General features: G+C 64.1%; 15 protein-coding genes, 7 tRNA genes and 1 riboswitch. Of the genes, 9 read left to right on the top strand and 13 right to left on the bottom strand.

What is annotated here, in order from left to right; genetic code table 11:
* Positions 1–42 precede the first annotated feature (42 nt).
* The 11 genes from ribB to WKB88_RS01280 all read right to left on the bottom strand — a co-directional run bounded on the left by ribB (position 43) and on the right by WKB88_RS01280 (position 10,193).
* Positions 43–1,329 (bottom strand): 3,4-dihydroxy-2-butanone-4-phosphate synthase, encoded by a 1,287-nt coding sequence (gene ribB / locus WKB88_RS01330; protein ID WP_341392742.1) that lies wholly within the window; start codon positions 1,327–1,329, stop codon positions 43–45.
* The gene (locus WKB88_RS01325) at positions 1,326–1,991 is read right to left on the bottom strand and encodes a riboflavin synthase (RefSeq protein ID WP_341392741.1); all 666 of its coding nucleotides are present in this window, start codon (positions 1,989–1,991) and stop codon (positions 1,326–1,328) included. Before WKB88_RS01325 ends, ribB begins: the two co-directional genes overlap by 4 nt.
* A gap of 19 nt (positions 1,992–2,010) precedes the next feature.
* On the bottom strand, positions 2,011–3,213 hold the full coding sequence (ribD, locus tag WKB88_RS01320) for a bifunctional diaminohydroxyphosphoribosylaminopyrimidine deaminase/5-amino-6-(5-phosphoribosylamino)uracil reductase RibD (protein ID WP_341392740.1): 1,203 nt from the start codon (positions 3,211–3,213) through the stop codon (positions 2,011–2,013).
* Complete coding sequence (gene pnuC / locus WKB88_RS01315) at positions 3,213–3,896, bottom strand: nicotinamide riboside transporter PnuC (protein ID WP_341392739.1); 684 nt, start codon at positions 3,894–3,896, stop codon at positions 3,213–3,215. The genes ribD and pnuC overlap by 1 nt, the downstream gene beginning before the upstream one ends.
* A 105-nt stretch (positions 3,897–4,001) precedes the next feature.
* Positions 4,002–4,147: riboswitch (FMN riboswitch) on the bottom strand.
* Positions 4,148–4,304: 157 nt separating this feature from the next.
* Positions 4,305–4,973 (bottom strand): ribulose-phosphate 3-epimerase, encoded by a 669-nt coding sequence (rpe, locus tag WKB88_RS01310; protein ID WP_341392738.1) that lies wholly within the window; start codon positions 4,971–4,973, stop codon positions 4,305–4,307.
* Between the two features lie 56 nt (positions 4,974–5,029).
* Positions 5,030–6,556: an RsmB/NOP family class I SAM-dependent RNA methyltransferase gene (locus WKB88_RS01305; RefSeq protein ID WP_341392737.1), complete on the bottom strand. Its 1,527-nt coding sequence runs from the start codon at positions 6,554–6,556 to the stop codon at positions 5,030–5,032.
* Positions 6,553–7,482: a methionyl-tRNA formyltransferase gene (gene fmt / locus WKB88_RS01300; protein WP_341393192.1), complete on the bottom strand. Its 930-nt coding sequence runs from the start codon at positions 7,480–7,482 to the stop codon at positions 6,553–6,555. The genes WKB88_RS01305 and fmt overlap by 4 nt, the downstream gene beginning before the upstream one ends.
* 12 nt (positions 7,483–7,494) lie before the next feature.
* A complete protein-coding gene (def, locus tag WKB88_RS01295) occupies positions 7,495–8,112 on the bottom strand; it encodes a peptide deformylase (RefSeq protein ID WP_341392736.1) in 618 nt (205 codons plus the stop codon).
* A gap of 234 nt (positions 8,113–8,346) precedes the next feature.
* Complete coding sequence (locus WKB88_RS01290) at positions 8,347–9,228, bottom strand: cytochrome (RefSeq protein WP_341392735.1); 882 nt, start codon at positions 9,226–9,228, stop codon at positions 8,347–8,349.
* A 522-nt stretch (positions 9,229–9,750) separates the two neighbouring features.
* Positions 9,751–9,825: transfer RNA gene (locus tag WKB88_RS01285), tRNA-Val, on the bottom strand.
* A gap of 41 nt (positions 9,826–9,866) precedes the next feature.
* Positions 9,867–10,193 carry a hypothetical protein gene (locus WKB88_RS01280; protein ID WP_341392734.1) on the bottom strand — a complete coding sequence of 109 codons (327 nt, stop codon included), beginning with the start codon at positions 10,191–10,193 and terminating at the stop codon, positions 9,867–9,869.
* A 281-nt stretch (positions 10,194–10,474) separates the two neighbouring features.
* Between WKB88_RS01280 and WKB88_RS01275 the strand changes: the two genes are divergently transcribed.
* The 8 genes from WKB88_RS01275 (at position 10,475) to WKB88_RS01240 (ending at position 13,593) form a co-directional block, all read left to right on the top strand.
* A tRNA-Gly gene (locus tag WKB88_RS01275) sits at positions 10,475–10,548 on the top strand.
* A gap of 61 nt (positions 10,549–10,609) precedes the next feature.
* Positions 10,610–10,683 (top strand) — tRNA-Cys (locus WKB88_RS01270).
* A gap of 25 nt (positions 10,684–10,708) precedes the next feature.
* Positions 10,709–10,780 (top strand) — tRNA-Val (locus WKB88_RS01265).
* A gap of 36 nt (positions 10,781–10,816) precedes the next feature.
* Positions 10,817–10,890 (top strand) — tRNA-Gly (locus WKB88_RS01260).
* Positions 10,891–10,935: 45 nt separating this feature from the next.
* Positions 10,936–11,007 (top strand) — tRNA-Val (locus WKB88_RS01255).
* Between the two features lie 25 nt (positions 11,008–11,032).
* Positions 11,033–11,106 (top strand) — tRNA-Gly (locus tag WKB88_RS01250).
* Positions 11,107–11,682: 576 nt separating this feature from the next.
* Positions 11,683–13,218, top strand: a complete 1,536-nt coding sequence (locus tag WKB88_RS01245; protein WP_341392733.1) for an HNH endonuclease signature motif containing protein — start codon at positions 11,683–11,685, stop codon at positions 13,216–13,218.
* A 117-nt stretch (positions 13,219–13,335) separates the two neighbouring features.
* Positions 13,336–13,593, top strand: a complete 258-nt coding sequence (locus tag WKB88_RS01240) for an antitoxin (RefSeq protein WP_341392732.1) — start codon at positions 13,336–13,338, stop codon at positions 13,591–13,593.
* Positions 13,594–13,784: 191 nt separating this feature from the next.
* Here the strand turns inward: WKB88_RS01240 and WKB88_RS01235 are convergent, their stop codons facing one another.
* Together WKB88_RS01235 and zapE are read right to left on the bottom strand one after the other, a co-directional pair.
* A complete protein-coding gene (locus WKB88_RS01235; protein ID WP_341392731.1) occupies positions 13,785–14,888 on the bottom strand; it encodes an NAD-dependent epimerase/dehydratase family protein in 1,104 nt (367 codons plus the stop codon).
* Between the two features lie 104 nt (positions 14,889–14,992).
* Entirely contained in the window at positions 14,993–16,030 is a 1,038-nt protein-coding gene (zapE, locus tag WKB88_RS01230; RefSeq protein WP_341392730.1) for a cell division protein ZapE, read from the bottom strand.
* A 166-nt stretch (positions 16,031–16,196) separates the two neighbouring features.
* Between zapE and WKB88_RS01225 the strand changes: the two genes are divergently transcribed.
* Entirely contained in the window at positions 16,197–16,715 is a 519-nt protein-coding gene (locus WKB88_RS01225) for a hypothetical protein (protein WP_341392729.1), read from the top strand.
* Positions 16,716–16,738 lie beyond the last annotated feature (23 nt).

Here is a 16,738-nt window from a genome sequence, read left to right as displayed (position 1 = left end):
ACTGCCGGGAGCAGGGCGTTCCGGCAGTCTTTGATGGGCAGGCTAGCTCTGGCGGACCGGCTGGGTCCGCAACAGGGTCAGATGGTGGTCCATGCGGTCCCGCTTGGTCTGCAGGTAGCGCTCGTTTTCTGCCCGGATCGGCACTTCGGAGGGAACCATGGCTTCCACTGTGACTCCGAAGTGCTGCAGTCTGTCCCGTTTGGCCGGATTGTTGCTCAGCAGGCGGATCCGGTTCAGTCCCAGTGTGTGCAGAATGTCGGCGGCGGCCTGGTAATCACGCGAATCGACCGGGAGTCCCAGCTGCTCGTTGGCCTCAACAGTGTCCATGCCGGCTTCCTGCAGGGCGTACGCCCGCAGTTTGTTCGCCAGTCCGATCCCGCGCCCCTCATGTCCGCGCAGGTAAATCACGGTGCCCCCGTGCAGCTGAATCAATTCCAGCGCCTGCTCCAGCTGCTCGCCGCAGTCGCAGCGGTACGAACCAAAAACATCCCCGGTCAGGCATTCCGAGTGCAGCCGCACCAGCGGCGCACGGGTGCCGCTGCCGTTCCCTCCCGCCGCGGCAATATCCTGCTGCAGCCCCGTCCCCGGGGCGGAGACACTCAGGTGCTCGGCCCCGGTTCGCGGGTCCGTCCAGGCCCGGGCAGTGAAATTCCCGTAGGCGGTGGGCAGCTGGACTTCCGGGCCGGGTACGACGGCGGTCCCTCCGACGCTCCCGTCAAGCCCATCCAGATAGGCCACGAGATCCTCGATGGATACCAGCGGTACGCCGTGCGTGTCGGCAAATTCGCGCAGGGCCGGCAACCGCATCATGGTCCCCTCGTCATGGACGAGTTCAGCGATCACGCCCACCGGCGTACAGCCCGCCAGCCGGGCCAGTTCCACCGCCGCCTCGGTGTGGCCGCGTCGCCCGCGGACGCCGTCGTCGTGCGCCCGAAGGGGGAAAATGTGGCCCGGACGGGTCAGCTCCCCTGCCGCGGCGGCAGGGTCGGCCAGCACGCGCGAGGTCACCGCGCGGTCGGCGGCGCTGATACCTGTGGTGATGCCTGCGGCGGCATCGCAGGAGACCGTGTAGGCGGTGCCTTTGGCATCCTCGTTCACCTCGGTCATGGGCGGCAGCTTCAGCCGGTCGGCGTACGAGTTCGGCAGCGGAACGCAGATCACACCCGAGGTGTAACGGACCGTCCAGCCCATCAGCTCCGGTGTGGCGTGCTGAGCGGCAAAGATGATGTCACCTTCGTTTTCGCGGTCCTCATCATCCACGACCACGACCGGCCGGCCGGCGGCAATCGCTTCAACTGCTGCAGTTATGCCGTCGAGGCGGATACTCATGCGGCATCCCCTTCCCGCTGGCCGTTCGCCGCGTGCAGCGGCTTCCGGGGATTGGTGAACGCAAGCAGCCGCTCTGCGTATTTGGCCAGCACATCCACTTCCAGGTTGACCGCTCCCCCGGGCTTCAGCCCGCCCAGTCCGGTTTCAGCGAGCGTGGTCGGGATCAGGCCCACTTCAAACCACTGCTCCGGTTCGTCGGCGGTGCTCACCCCCGTGACGGTGAGCGAGACGCCGTCGACGGCGATGGATCCCTTTTCGGCAATGTAGCGGGCCAGCCGCTGCGGAACCGCGAAACGCAGGCGGTCCCAGTTCCCAAGGTTTTCGCGCTCGAGAAGCTGCCCCACGCCGTCCACATGGCCCTGGACCACGTGCCCGTCCAACCGTCCGCCGGCGGGCACACAACGCTCCAGATTCACGGTGCTGCCGGGAAGAAGCCCGCCGATGGTGGTGCGGTCCAGTGTTTCGCCCATGACATCGAGCGAGATCCGGTCACCCTCAACGCCGGTAGCGGTGAGGCATACGCCGTTAACTGCAATGGAGCCGCCAAGTTCAAGCCCGGCTCCTGTTTTCGGGGCACTGATGACCAGGACTGCGGACTCGTCCGCGGTGTTCTGTTCCAGGGATTCAACGCTGCCCTGTTCAGCCACAATTCCGGTAAACATGTTCTCGTCCTTAAGGTGATCAGTTGTCGGGTAGGACGCCGGACGCCGGCAGCGGTTCGAGCCGCAGCCTCAGGTCCTGTCCCTCGCGGCGCACAGCACCGCCGCCGGTTTCGTCCCAGCGCCAGCGGGAGGCATCGGCCAGGGTGTGCACGCCAAGCGCACCCACCGCGGAAGTGCCCGCGCCCAGCAGAAGCGGCGCCACATAGGACACCAGCTCATCGGTGAGGCCGTCGCGCAGGAAAGCGCCCGCAACGGTGGCCCCGCCCTCGACCATCAGGTGGCGTACGCCGCGGCTGTACAGTTCCCGGCAGATGGCCGCCGGGTCATGCTCGGCCAGCTGCAGGAAGCGGTTGTCGGTGCCGCGGATAGCCGCATCGGCGGGAACCGGACGGTGCCCGACGGCGACACGCAGCGGCTGCCGCGGTGCTGCCCCGCCCAGCTCATCACGCGCGGTCAGCTGCGGGTCATCGGCCAGCACGGTTCCGGTTCCGACGACGACGGCGTCCGCCCGGGAGCGGATGGTGTGCCCGTCGGTCCGGGCGGCACTGCCGGTAATCCACTGGCTCGTGCCGTCTTCGGCTGCGGTCCTTCCGTCCAGGGACTGCGCAATCTTGACCGTGACGAAAGGCCGTTGTTCCTGCATGGCGCGGATCCATCGGTGGTTCAGTTCTCCGGACTCTGCAGCCATCAGGCCGCCGCTTGTCTGGACTCCGGCTGCGGCCAAGGTTGCGGCGCCGCCGGAGGCTTCAGCGGTTGGGTCAACTGCCGCGTACACCACGCGGGTTATCCCGGCCTTCAGTATCGCCTGCGTGCAGGGTCCGGTCCGTCCGGTGTGGTTGCATGGCTCCAGTGTCACCACCATGGTGGCTCCTGCGACGTCGGCTCCGGCGGCTGCCGCTGCAGCCAGTGCATCGGCTTCGGCGTGCGGGGTGCCGGCGCCGCGGTGGTAGCCGGTGCTCAGGACCTCTCCGGCATGGCCCAGGATCACGGCTCCCACCAGCGGATTGGCTCCCCGCACCCCGCGGCGCGCCAGCTCCAGGGCGCGGACCATGGCTTCGGTTTCCGTGATCGTGTCCGGCAGTGACCCGGAGCCGGGGCCGGGGCCGGGCGGCGGGAGCGTGCCGCCGCCGTCGTCGGCGCCTCCTCGGAGCAAGCCGGGCCGCGGGAGCGTGCCGCCGCCGTCGTCCGGGCCTGTTCCCAGCGGACCCTGCGGTCCCGCCATTAGCGGACCCTCGGATCCGGCATCAGGACATCAACCTTAGGCTTTTCGTTGTTCTTGGCCCGCCACCAAACAAAGAACCCGATCAGCGTGAAGATGCCGTAGAACAGGTACATAAAGGCCGTGGCGTAGTAGCCGGCACTGAACAGCAGCGGTACCCCGACGATGTCGACCGCCACCCAGATCAGCCAGAATTCGACCCATCCCTTGGCCATCCCGTAGGTGGCCAGCAGGGAACCGACGAAGGTCCAGGCGTCGGCCCAGACCGGTTCGTAGGAGCCCAGGCGGGCGAAGACCGGGGTTAGGGCCACCGTGCCGATCAGCAGTGCGGCCACCAAGCCGATGCGTTCCTTGCCGGAGGCCCACTGCGGAGTCACTGCCTCGCCGTCGTTATTCTGGCTCTGCTTCCAGCGCCGCCAGCCGTAGATTGCGACGGCGATGAACATGATCTGCCGGCCGGCTTGTCCCAGGAGGGTTGCGGATTCAGCGGACCCAAACAGGGAGCCGAGGAAAACGGTGAGGAGGAGAAGATTGCCGATGATGCCCACCGGCCAGGCCCAGATTTTTCGGCGCATACCGCCGAAGGCACTGAGGAGCCCGAAGATGTTGCCTACGACCTCACGGATCAGCAGGGAAGAAGACCCCACCGGTACCTGAGCGTCAAAGAGCCACCGCAAAAAATCCATGTCGTTCCTATCCCCTTAGCGGCGGCTCCGGGGGTACGACAGTACGGTGCATCGAGGTTAGACGTCCGCGCTTGCGGGACGTTTAACCGTCGGTTCAACAAACTGCACGTGCTTCTCCCATCCAGACTTTAACTGTCGGTACCGGAATTTCACCAGTTCAACCGCACCGCTTTTCCCGAGGTTCGGGAGCTGCAGTGCGGGTCGCGGACTATAACCGCCGGTTCGGAATTACACCGACCCCGGAGCACGATTGTTAAATCCATTCTTACACAGCCCCGCCGGCCGAGCACCAATTCCCTTGAAGTCTAAAGTAATCTTCGTCACGTTTAGAGTGCGGCTGCGGTGCCTCGCCGGTGACGGCTCTGGGACGGTAGGGGCTTTGCTCCGGTGCGCGATTCTGCTGCGCTGTTAGCCGGCGGACACCGCTTCCGCGGCGGCGCGCAGCTTGCTGATGGCCTCGTTGGGGTCCTCGCTGCCGTAGACGGCCGATCCGGCGACAAACACGTTGGCGCCGGCCTCGGCCGCACGCTCAATCGTGTCTGCGGAGATGCCGCCGTCCACCTGGATGGCCAGCGGCAGGCCGGAGCCGCGAACGGCTTCGGCAGCACGCCGGATCTTCGGCAGAGTGACGTCCAGGAACTTCTGGCCGCCGAAGCCCGGCTCCACGGTCATGATCAGGAGCATGTCCAGTTCAGAGAGCATATCCAGGTACGGCTCCACCGGCGTGGCCGGGCGCAGCGCCATGCCGGCCTTCGCCCCGCGGTCACGGATATCCCGCGCCAGCTTGATGGGTGCGGTTGCTGCCTCCACGTGGAACGTCACTGACGCCAGGCCCAGCTCGGCATAGGCGGGGGCCCAGCGGTCGGCGTCGGAAATCATCAGGTGCGCGTCCAGCGGCAGCGCACTGACCTCCTGGATCCGCTGCACCACGGGCAGACCCAGGGTCAGGTTCGGCACAAAGTGGTTGTCCATCACGTCCACGTGAACGGCGTCGGCGGTACTGATCCGCTCCAGCTCGGCCTGCAGGTTAACGAAGTCGGCCGAAAGGATGCTCGGATTAATGCAGCACTTACTCATGGTTCTCCTAGTGGACTTACTGAATCGAAGCTTGCTGAAATCAGTGCTTGCCGAAATCAGGGCTTGCGGCGGATCAGGGCCAGGAACATGGCATCGGTCGCGTGGATGTGGGGCCAGAGCTGCGCGGTGGACTCGTGTCCGGCGCCCAGGTTTCCGGTCAGGCTGACGCCGTCGAGTGCGGCGCCGGCGTCGAGCAGTTCCAGGTCGTTGCGCAGGCGCAGCACATCGGTGACGACGGCGGTGGTCTCCGCCGGGTGCGGCGAGCAGGTCACGTACGCCACCACGCCGCCTGCCTTCACGGCGTCAACGGCGGCAGTGAGCAGTTCACGCTGCAGTGCACCCAACTCCCCCACATCTGAAGGCTTCCGGCGCCAGCGGGATTCCGGCCGGCGCCGCAGTGCTCCTAGGCCGGTGCACGGAGCGTCCACGAGAACGCGGTCAAAGGTGTCCGGGTACTGCTCCGCGATGCTGCGGCCGTCTCCGGTGCGGACATCCCAGACGTCTCCGGGAACAGCTTCCAGTGCCTGCTGGACCAGTTTGGCGCGGTGCGCTGCGGGTTCGTTGGCCAGCAGGATGGCGCCCTTCTCATTGGCCAGGGCGGCCAGCAGTGCGGCCTTGCCGCCGGGTCCGGCGCACAGGTCCAGCCACTGTTCGCCGTCGCGGCTGCCGTCAGCGGTGCGGTCGCCGATGTCCACGGCGGCCAGCGCGCGTGCAACCAGCTGTGAGCCGGCGTCCTGCACGCGGGTGGTGCCGGCCCGCACCGAATCCAGGCGTCCGACGTCGCCCGCAGAGTACAGGGCCGAGCCCTCGACCAGTTCGCCGTCAACAGCTCCGGCTTCCCGCGCCTCATCCAGGTTCCCCAGCCCGGGCAGAGCCACCAGGTTCACCACGGGGGCGTCGTTATCGGCCTTGAGCAGGTCCGTGATTTCCTCGACGCTGCGGCCGTGGGCGACCAGGGACTGCCGGAGGGCCCGGACAATCCACTCCGGGTGGCTGTGCTCAATTGCTGCCCGTCGGGTTGCATCCGTTTCGTCCCGGGTCAGTTCCGCAACCCAGGTTTCCAGGTCCCGTGCGGCGACTTTGCGCAGCACTGCATTGATCAGAGCCGAGGGTCCGGCTCCGATGACGGCGCGGGCCAGGCCGACGGTCTGGTCAAGGGCAGCGTGGGCCGGAACGCGCATGGCCAGCAGCTGGTGGGCGCCGATACGCAGGGCGTCAAGGACGGCGGGGTCCAGCCGTTCCAGCGGACGGTCCACGCATTTGGCGAGGATCGCATCGTAGGTGCCCTGGCCGCGCAATGCGCCGTAGGCCAGTTCCGTGGCGAAGCCTGCATCGCGCTTGTCGAGCTGGTGCTTGCGGATGCTCTTGGGCAGCACGAGGTTGGCGTACGCGTCATCCTCGGAGACGGCGCGCAGCACTTCGAAGGCGACCAGGCGGGCCGGATCCGCGGCGCGCGTGCGCTGTCCCGGTGCCTGCGCGGTGCGGCTGCGCACGGCCGGACGGCTGCGTTCGTGGCCCTTTTCGTTGCGCTGTTTGTTGTTTCGGGGGGTGCTGTTCTGGGGAGTGCTGTTCTGGGGGGTCATTCGAAGACCACGTCCTCACGGTGGGCCAGGCCGCGGGCCCAGTCGGCCCCCGGCATCATTTTCTTGCCGGCGGGCTGCACCTGCAGCAGTTCCAGGCCGGCGGATCCGGTGCCAACAACTGCGGCTGCCTGCGCTCCTCCGGAAAAACGGACCTGGCCCGGGGCCAGATCGGTGATGTCCGGCCGCAGCGCTGCTGTGCCGATCTTGAACCGGGCGCCGTCCCAGGTGGTCCAGGCCCCCGGCTCCGGGGTTACGCCGTTGATGCGGCGCCGGATGGCCAGCGCCGGCTGGTTCCAGTTCACCCGCGCGTCGTCAATCGAAAGTTTGGGTGCGAGCGTCACGTCACCGGACTGCGGAACGGCGTGCGCGGCACCGGACTCGATTGCCGACAGCGTCTGCGCGAGCAGGACGGCGCCGCTGTGGGAGAGCCGTTCCAGCAGCGCGCCGCTGGTGTCTTCGGGCGACAGGGTTTCAGTCAGCTGCCCGTACACGGGTCCGGTGTCGAGACCCTTTTCCAGGAGGAACGTCGAGGCGCCGGTGACGTCGTCGCCGTTGATGACGGCGTGCTGCACGGGTGCGGCGCCGCGCCAGGCGGGAAGCAGGGAAAAGTGGAGGTTGATCCAGCCGTGTTCGGGGATGGTCAGCGCCCGTTCGGGGATGAGTCCGCCGTAGGCCACGATGGCTGCAACGTCCGGGTTGGCCGCGCGGATGGCGGCGACGGCGTCGTCGTCGATCTTTGCCGCACGGATAACCGGCAGGCCCAGTTCCTCAGCGCGGGCAGCAACGGGCGACGGCGTGAGGGTGCGTTTGCGCCCGAGAGGTGCGTCGGGGCGGGTCAGTACGGCAACGACGTCGAACCCCGTTTCCAGCAGGGCGTTCAGGGAGGGGACGGCGACGGCGGGGGTTCCGGCGAAAAGTACGCGCATGCTCACGGGCGGCTAGGCCTGTCCGCCGGTGCCCGAGGCCCCGAAGGTGCCGCGGCCGGCGCCGCCGCCGAAGGAGGCTCCGGCACCAAAGGCCGAGCCGACCGTCTGGGCGCGCTCCGCCGTCGTGCGTCCTGCAATCGCGTCGTAGTCCGCCTGTCGGATGGCGCGGAGTGCCTTCTTGCGGTTCTCCCCCTCCAGCCGGTCGATGTACAGCACGCCGTCCAAGTGGTCTGTTTCGTGCTGGAAGGCGCGGGCCAGCATGCCTTCACCCTCAATGCTGACGGGGTTGCCGTCCTTATCGACGCCGGTCACTCTGGTCCAGCGGTACCGCGGTACCGGGTAGCCCAGTCCGGGGATCGACAGGCAACCCTCCATCTGGTCTTCCTGGCGGTCTTCGCTCAGCTCAAGCACGGGATTGACCACGTGTCCGGCGTGGCCGTCGATTCGGTAGGTGAAGACCCGGAGGCTGACGCCCACCTGCGGAGCCGCAAGGCCTGCGCCCTCAACGTCCTCCATCGTCTCTTCCATGTCGGCGACGAGCTTGGCCAGTTCAGGCCCGAAGTCCGTGACTTCCTCGGCAGGGGTCCGCAGGACCGGGTCGCCGATAATCCGGATGTTCAGGATTGCCATCTAGGGTTGATTCCTTACTGTTGCTGCTGACTCTGTCCACCCACCAGTCTAGTTGGACCGTGCCTGCTGCAGTGCCCCCGGGCACAGGAAGCACCCCGGGTGGGTCCGGTTCTGCGGCTCAGCCGGACTTGACGCTCGGTGAAGTGAGCCCCGGCGTTCCATAGCAGCGAGTCCTGGAGCGGCTGGAGCGGCTAAAGCTACCGCTCGGCGGGACAGTTGTCCTTGAGTTCAAACCTAGGGCACGGACGGCTGGGGCATCGACACTGCATGGGCACCGACCGGGGGCGGCGTGATGGGAAGGAGCGCGCGTCCGGCGGCTGCGACGTCGTACGAGGTTTGCCACAGTCTGCGGAGGGCGCAGAACTTGAACCAGTGCTGTGGCAGGACCGCCGGATTGGCGCGCATCGGCCGGACTTCGGTCTGGCCGATGGCAACGCCGAGCAGCAGCGGATCCTCCCCGTAGGCCCAGGGCTCCCACATGCCCTTTCCCGCATCAACGAGTGATTCTTTGGCTTTCATTCCGGCCACGAGCTGCATGACCACCTTGTCATCCAGTGGCTTGACCTGGCCGTCGCGGTCTGTGTTCTTGGTTTTGTAGTCGATCAGGCAGAGCCTGCCGTTGATTCGTGCCACGAGGTCGAGCGTTCCGGCGTACCCCAGCTCGTCATTCCATACGGTGATTTCCGGTGCCAGGGGCTCAACCTGGTAGAGGTCCCACCACTCGTCAAAACGGTCCGCAAACTGGTGCTCGCCGTGTTCCTGAAGGGCGGTGCGTGCAGCTTCTAGCTCGTGCGGAAGGTTCAGTGCACGCAGCGATACCTGCTCGCAGTAGAAGTGCACCCGCGTTCCGCGTTCTGCGGCTTTGTCCCGGTAGCGTTCTGAGGCACGTGACGCTTCTTTCGCGACGTTGCGCAATGCTCCCGGATTGCCCAGACTTGCCGCCAGCTTGGGATCCTTGATGACGGCGTTTGCTGCCATGTGGCCGTGCCAGCCATCAAGCGAAGTGGCGCCCTGGGCTATGACAGTGGTGATGGAAGGTACCGTCGGCGGTTCCGAGAGGGAGCGGGAGTACATCCGCCCAAATTCCGTTGAATGTGCCAGAGCTGGTTCAGTCATATCTTCAGTTTGTCATCCGGCACCGACCTTTAGGCAAAACGGGCATCCGGGCGGTTCCCGCAGGTCGGGCCGGGGAGCTCGGCGGTGTCCTCGGTCTCTCGTCCTGCGGTCCTGGCTTTTGGGAACGTCCGCTGCAGTATGTGGGAGTCTCGGGCAAGGCCACGTCCGCTGCAGTACCCGGGAGTCTCGGGCAAGGCCACGTCCGCTGCACGAGCCGTCGCCGCGCCGCAAACCATCCCCAGCCGCAACCCTCCCAGCCGCAATCCGGCATCTTGGTCCGAGCCCGTTCCCTCGTGGCATGCATCGGTCTACATGCAGTGGTCCGCTGACCTTTTGTCCGAAGACTTTTGGTGGCTGCTAATTCTGGGGCCGTGCCACAAATTCTTGAGCCGTGAAGTGAGCCGGTAAAGGAAATGCCGTTCTATCAGGCACCTATCAGTCGCGCGAGGAAGAACGACCGGCAGCGTAAAACAAAAAGAGGCCCCGCAGGGCCTCTTCGTAGAACTCATACTTTCAAACTTTTGGTGGGCGATACTGGGTTCGAACCAGTGACCTCTTCGGTGTGAACGAAGCGCGCTACCACTGCGCCAATCGCCCCCATGCTGCAATTGTTTTCACAACCGCAACGTCTAAAGATGCTAGCCCAGTTTGGGACGGACTCCAAACCGGTGCCGCCTCCCGGCTTCTCCTCCGCCTGAGACGTCGCTCCCAACTGCTTCCACGTGTTCCGATTCGGTTCGCTGCGGACATCCGACGGCACCCTGTTCCGTCTCGCTCAATGTACCGGCTTCCCCCGTGGCCTCGCTGCTCCTGCTGCCGTCGTCGTCGTTCTCCCGGACTGCCTCACCGATCCCCCGCTGCCGCTCCCCTGTGAGGCAGATGATCGAAGTGGCGCGGACAATCGAACCGGGCCGGCGCCGTCGTCGTCGTTCCACACGGCCAACTTCGCCGTCGTCGTTCCACACGGCCAACTTCGTCGTCGTCGTTCCACACGGCCAACTTCGCCGTCGTCGTTCCACACGACCGACTCCGCACCTGCTCTCCTTCTCCGCTCTCCTTCTCCGGTCCTCTCCGGCCCCACCTGCGACGATGCGCACCTGCTTGCAACACCCCTCGCCGAAGTCCGAATTTCCCCCGATTGGACGAACCACGAAACGTCCAGTAGAGTTTTTCTTCGTTGGAAAGCGGGAGTTCGCCGCGAAAAGCGAAAGCGATTCGGGGACGAATACACTAACTTTCTCAGCATGCGGACGTAGCTCAGCTGGCTAGAGCACCACCTTGCCAAGGTGGATGTCGCGGGTTCGAATCCCGTCGTCCGCTCGCAAGTCACTGTAAAACCGGTTGATTCTGACTGGTCGGCCTATGCTTATGCAGTGGTCACGGTGGGGTGGCCGAGAGGCGAGGCAGCGGCCTGCAAAGCCGTATACGCGGGTTCGAATCCCGTCCCCACCTCCACGGTGGACTTGCACAGCCCTTTTGGGCGCGATTGGCGCAGCGGTAGCGCGCTTCCCTGACACGGAAGAGGTCACTGGTTCGATCCCAGTATCGCGCACTACAGTTAGACGTTTTGGCGTACAACTGTGTTTTTGCGGACGTAGCTCAGCTGGCTAGAGCACCACCTTGCCAAGGTGGATGTCGCGGGTTCGAATCCCGTCGTCCGCTCTCTTGACTGCATCGGAGTCTCCTCTGGGAGACTTGATGCATCAAGCGCGATTGGCGCAGCGGTAGCGCGCTTCCCTGACACGGAAGAGGTCACTGGTTCGATCCCAGTATCGCGCACGGACAGTTTCGGCTGTCTTGTTTTGCGGACGTAGCTCAGCTGGCTAGAGCACCACCTTGCCAAGGTGGATGTCGCGGGTTCGAATCCCGTCGTCCGCTCACATAGTTGCTTACCGGGTTGTTCCGGGGCGACGAACAGAAGGAGCAGACCAAAAGGTCTGCTCCTTCTGCGTTTAACTGGTTTAACTGGGCTTAACTGCGGCCGACGCCGGCGGCCCCGGTTGCGTGTAGCGGAAGCAAGCGGACGGCGGTTCATAGCGGACGACGGTTCATAGCGGACGACGGTTCATGCACCCTCCCTGCGGCGGAGCGGGCCCCTGGGTGGTGCACGGGGATGCTCGCGTGGCGGCCTGGCGGACGATGGCGGTCATTGAAGACGTCGGCGGATCGGACGCTGGCGGACGACGTCGGAAGTTGAGGAAGTCGGCGGGGAGAGGCTGGTTCGGAGCGGGGCCTGGCGGGCAGGTTGGCGGCACGGCCACTGTGGGGGCGACAGCCGACGGCGGTGGTGCGGGCCATGACATCCAGTCCCCCGGGACGCACCATACCTTTTCCGCCATCTTCGCCTTCGCTTTTCTCCTCCACAGCATCTTGGAGAACTGCCAGACGCCGCCATTTGTCCACAAATCCGAATCTACGTTCGAACATGCTTACCATTCCTGAAATGCTCATCGTATGGAAGATGACCAGAACGGCACCGCTGTTCCGCCGCCTTTGCAAGGGCCATGTGTTGCCGCTGAGCCCACCGGCCCTAAATACGGATGGGCAGCTCATCCGACACTGTTACCGTCGCCGGAAGCAACCAGTGTCTCCGGCGCGGCCGAACTGCAGCAAATCACAGCCGTTGCCCGGGGAATCTCTCTCAATCTCCAAACCTCACTCCCCCTCCTCGATCCCCCTGACCTGGTTGCCTTTGCCTCAGCTACAGAGGAGCTCTCCCGGCTCGTGGACCACATGCAGATAGCTGCCGCAGCAGCATTGGACCGCGCACGAATTTGCGCTGAGGTATCGCTCTCCTGGGCTACTGCTGCGGAGAAGGTCCAGCAGGAATACAAGAACACAGCGGAGTATATGCGGCATCGACTCCGAATTAGCCGACGGGAAGCCTGGAAGCGGATCCGGCTAGGATCTGCGCTGTCGCCGGCTTTGGCCTTGACGGGCCAGCCCATCAGCCCTGAGCTGCCAGCGCTGTCCGAACGTTCTTCTCGCGGTGAAGTATCCGGTGAAGGGGCTCAAATCGTGAGCCTGGCAATCAAACACGTGCAAGGCTGCGGCACTTCCGAGGATCGGGCAGCAATGGAGGCGGCTCTGACCGACGTGGCTGCCAGCCAGGATCTTGATGCACTCAGTGTTGTCGCTAGCGCATGGGTCAATCACCTGGACCCGGACGGAACGGAACCAACGGAGCAGCAGAAAGCCGAACTGCAGGGCCTATTCATTCGTCGGAAGTACCGAGGACTGCACCGCTTGGATATTTTCGCCACGGACGATCAATTTGAAACGCTCATGACTGCGCTGGCTCCCGAGGCCAACCCCCGCAACGGTGCCGGTCTGCCAGCGAACGGAGCTTGTGAAGATCTGGAAGGCACCGAACGCGCTGTACCCCGTGATCCTCGGACATATCCGCAAAAGTGTCTGGACGGGCTGGTTGCTTCCTGCAAGCTGGCGCTGGCCTCAGGCCAGCTGCCGGCAAATGGAGGAGCCAAGCCACAGGTCTTGGCCATCATTCCGTATGAACAGCTCAGGGACAGGGTCAGCAGAAAAACGGAAACCGGCACGCTGGCCTATACCGGCCCAGTTCCCGCTCACCAGATCCGCCGTATCGCGTGCGAGGCCGACATCATTCCGGTTGTCCTCAACGGAGAAGGCCGTGTTCTAGACGTCGGGACCGCAGCCCGCTATTTTCCGCCGCATCTCCGAAAGGCGATCATTGCCAGGGACGGCGGCTGTGCCTTCCCTGGCTGTACCTCCCCTGCACCCTGGTGCGAGGCTCACCACATCGAATATCACTCCCGCGGAGGACCAACCAGCACCGACAACGGCGTCCTGCTGTGCGGATTCCACCATCACCTGATCCATCGGGAAAAATGGCGCATCCGCGTCACTCGCGGCGTTCCCTGGTTCGTTCCTCCGACCTATGTAGACCCATTTCAAGCGCCGTTGCGGAACACCTACTTCCATCCCCTTCGCCCTCACCGCCAGGTCGTGTGAGCGTGCCGCGCAATGACTCCAGTCCCCAAACTCTCAGTCCTTGGCCAAGCTGGCCAGGGGGCTTACCATTGAAACGAACGGGAAACGTATGGTTTCCCCTGCGAAAGGAGGTGGTCCGTGTCTGTATTTGACGGGCTCAAGGGCAAGGCCGGAGAGCTGAAGGACAAGGCTACCGAGCTTGTGGGCGAAAACGCCGACAAGATTAAGGGTGGCATCGGTCACGCGGGAAAGTTTGTCGATCAGAGGACCGGCGGCAAGTACTCCGACAAGATCGATGGTTTCCAGAGCAAGGCCTCTGAAGCGGTAGACAAGGTCGACCGCAAGCAGGGCCCGGACTCCGGAACCGACTCCGGACCGATTCCTCCGGCCGCATAAGCTCCAGAGCACGACAAGGGTCCCGGTCCCGCCGAGAGGCGGCACCGGGACCTTCATCATTTAATCTCAGTTCAGCGAGTAGGTCCTGACTCTGGACGAGGTCTGCCGTCGCAGCAGCCGGCGGCACCAACGGCCTCGTCCAGACCTGCCGCTTACAAGCCTGCTACTGACGCTGGTACAAGACAGCCTCGTCACTGCCGTTCAGCCATAAACCGATCTTCCGCAGCATAATCAACGTACCGGTTGAAGAACTCCAATCGGTCGGCTGCATAGCGAGGATCATCTGCACTCTTGGAAAGCCACTCCAGTTCATTTTGGACAGTATCCGCATAGTCGCCGACGGGAACGTAACCCAGCTCCTGAGACGCCCGGGTATCCAGAATGATAGGCGCAGCACTCTCCCATGGATGGGACCCAAGCTGCACACGCTCACTCGGCACTACTCCCCCTGCACCGGCATCCACGCCGCCGACACCGCCGACACCGCTGTCACCACTACGAGCCCTGCCTGCACTGCTCACAGACTCAGTTTCGCCGGAGAGAAGCACCTCCTCCCACTGGTGTCCGAAATAGGCTGCAACACTACGAGAAATCTCCAGCGCGCTGGGAGCATCAGGATCCGCGCTGTTGAGGATCCGCCTACCGGGATGCAACGCAACAACCTCCACCAGTGCAGCAGCATTCACAGCTGCCGTCGTATGGTCGACACCGCAACCTGAGGCAGCCAGATATACGGCTTTTCGGGCATCCAGAACACGACGGACGAAAACCCATTCACGGGCTGGAGAAGCACCCTCGCCATGCACCTTTGACGCCCGAAGAACAGTGACCGGACAACCACTGTCCAGGAGCACCTGCTCGGCTGCTACCTTGTTGCTTCCATATCCTTCGGGAGAGTCAAAGTAGCCGTTGCCCGGAGCGACAGTGGGCTGGTCTTCGGCGATAGGACCGGAAAAGACAGGCCGGCCGGGAGAATTCACATGCCGCCCAAGCGAGTCAACGTAAACAGCCTTGCTGGAGAGCATGACAGACGACCCAACATCGTCCAGAAACGGAAGAAGCTGCCGGGCATCAGCAGCAGTGAAACACAGGCAATCCACAAGCAGATCCGCACCCGAACCCACAAGTTGCTGCAGTGCCCTGGAGTCGCTGCGCTCGACCGCATGAAAAGCTGCACCCAAAGCGATGAGATCAGCAGGAACACGCGACAGCGCTCTGCCGGTGATGTGGACTTCCCAGCCGGACGACAAAAGCCGCCGCGCAACGGCACGGCCAATCAGTCCGCTGCCGCCCAAGACAATTGCTCTGCGCACAAGACCCCCATCTTTGCCGCCAGTTGTTCCAGTTGTTCAGTTGTTCGGAAGGTGCCGCTGGCCGTCCACGGTAGAACTGCCCGAAACTACGCTGCTTCGCCGGTCTGTCCCTCGCGGGCCAGAGCCGTAAGACGGGAAACAGCACGGAAGTACTTCTTCATATAGCCGCCGCTCATCATTTCTTCCGTAAACAGCTGATCGAATGGGACGCCGCTGGCAAGAATCGGAACGTCCTTGTCGTACAGACGGTCGGCGAGAACCACAAAGCGCAGTGCAACAGACTGCTCGGTGATTGTGCCGACGTTGTGCCAGGCAACGGCGTCGACACCATCAATGAGCTGACGGTACCGGCTGGGATGAACGGTGGAGAGATGGTTGATGAGTGCGGAGAAATCATCCTCGGCAACCACTTTGCCGCTGAATTCCGCTGCCACACGGCTGGCAAGATCGTCCTCGGCAACAGGATCGGGAGACTGCGGGAGACCACGGTGCCGGTAGTCCTCACCATCAATGCGCACGACGTCGAACTGGTCGGCCAGAACCTGGATTTCCCGCTGGAAGTCGACGGCGGCAAAGCGGCCTTCGCCCAGCGAACCGGGCAGGGTGTTGGACGTGGCAGCAAGCTTGACGCCGGCGTCGGCCAGTTCCCGCATCAGGCGGGACATCAGGACAGTGTCTCCCGGATCATCAAGCTCAAACTCGTCGATGCACACCAGCTTGTAGGCACTCAGGGCATCAACGGTTTTCCGGAAGGACAGGGCGCCCACGAGGTTGGTGTACTCAACAAACGTCCCGAAGGCCTTCGGCCCCTCAACGGCGTGCCAGAGACTGGCAAGCAGGTGGGTCTTGCCGACACCGAAGCCGCCATCCAGGTAAAAACCGGCCTTGGAGTCGGGCTTTTTGGCACCAAAGAGCTTGCGCAGGCCGGTGGGCTCGGGAACGTCGACGGCGGCAGCGAAGTCCCGCATTGAGCTCACGGCGTGCGACTGCGAAGGCTGCGAAGGATCCGGACGGTAGCTGTCGAAGGAAACTGAACCGAACCGGGGCGAAGGAAAGAACCCCTTCAGCAGTTCATCCGTCGAAACCTGGGGAGTCCGCTCCGCAAGGTGCTCCACTTGTGCCACTGTGCGCAATCCGTCCGTTTGTTGCCTGCATCCGGCCTTGGTTTGCCGGTCCTGCTGCTGATCTGTTGCGGCGTTTTGCCGCCCTCGCAACGATACGCCAATGTCTGCGCGTATATGGAAATGCAACCCCTGGACGGCAGCAATACCTGCAGTGAACACTCGGATTATGACGAAGCGGGAAAAGAAGAATTACCGGCCCGGCGGCTACGGCCGCGAGCGGCATGTATCGCAGAACCGCGGGCGGCATGTACCGCAGGAACGGCTCCTGATGGGTCTTGAATTCAGTACGGCCGCAGCAGCACTGGGCGGCGGAGTCCTCTTGGCAGTGCGCCCTGACGGTGCTTTTTTGCATGCCGATCCGGCGGTTCTTCGGCGTACCCCGTTTTCCACGTGGCGACTTCCCGGACTGCTCCTGGCCGGAGGCTGCGGCGGCGGTTATGCGCTGGCAGGTCTACTGCACCTCAGGCGCAGCAGAGCGGCCCGGTTAATCTCCGTGGCAGCAGGAACCGCCCTGGTGGGCCTGGAAATGTGGGAGATCGCCTTTATTGAATACCAGCCGCTGGAGGTTCTTTTCGCAGGAGTCGGGATCGCCGTCGTCGTGCTCGCGCTGCGTCTGCCCGCACCGGCCCCCAGCAGTGCGTCCGGCGCTCAGCAGCACCCGCCGGACTACGCGCCGCCGGGTTAAGCCGGTTCCTGGCTAAACCGGTC

The organism is Arthrobacter sp. G119Y2 (assembly GCF_038069765.1).
In the GTDB taxonomy this organism is placed as follows: Bacteria; Actinomycetota; Actinomycetes; order Actinomycetales; family Micrococcaceae; genus Arthrobacter_B.
The sequence above is the reverse complement of the archived record's forward strand: the minus strand, read 5'-3'. Positions and strand labels throughout refer to the sequence as shown.